Source organism: Bradyrhizobium sp. PRIMUS42, assembly GCF_023006515.1.
Taxonomy (GTDB): Bacteria; Pseudomonadota; Alphaproteobacteria; order Rhizobiales; family Xanthobacteraceae; genus Bradyrhizobium.
This window is the reverse complement of sequence record NZ_JALBGZ010001589.1, coordinates 1-469: the sequence shown is the minus strand read 5'-3', so window position 1 is coordinate 469 and position 469 is coordinate 1. Positions and strand designations below refer to the sequence as shown.

Sequence of the window (469 nt, the reverse complement as noted above, 5' to 3'; positions counted from 1 at the left end):
CAACGTCTCGGCCTCCGCCGTGCAGCTGGAATCGGCGGCTTCCACGCTGACCCGCACCGCCGAGACCACGCAGAGCCTGTCGAGCCAGGTCGCGGGCGTTTCCGAGCAGGCATCCTCCAACATGCAGTCGGTCGCCACCGCGACGGAAGAGCTCTCGGCCTCGGTCGAGGAGATCGGCCGCCAGGTCCGCGATTCCAGCCGCATTGCGGAAGCCGCCGTGGTTCAGGCCAGGGAGACCGACGGTCGCATCGGCAAGCTGTCGCATGCGGCCCAGCAGATCGGCGAAGTGGTCAAGCTGATCACCGCGATTGCCGAGCAGACCAACCTTTTGGCGCTCAACGCCACCATCGAGGCGGCGCGCGCCGGCGAAGCCGGGCGTGGCTTTGCCGTGGTTGCGAGCGAAGTGAAGTCGCTGGCGAGCCAGACCGCGAAGGCCACCGACGAGATCTCCTCGCACATCACGGGCATG

1 protein-coding gene is annotated in these 469 nt (G+C 67.8%); it reads left to right on the top strand.

What is annotated here, in order from left to right; all coding sequences use genetic code 11:
* Positions 1–469: methyl-accepting chemotaxis protein (locus tag MOV75_RS41805; RefSeq protein WP_247008738.1), on the top strand; the 469-nt coding region annotated here is incomplete at both ends.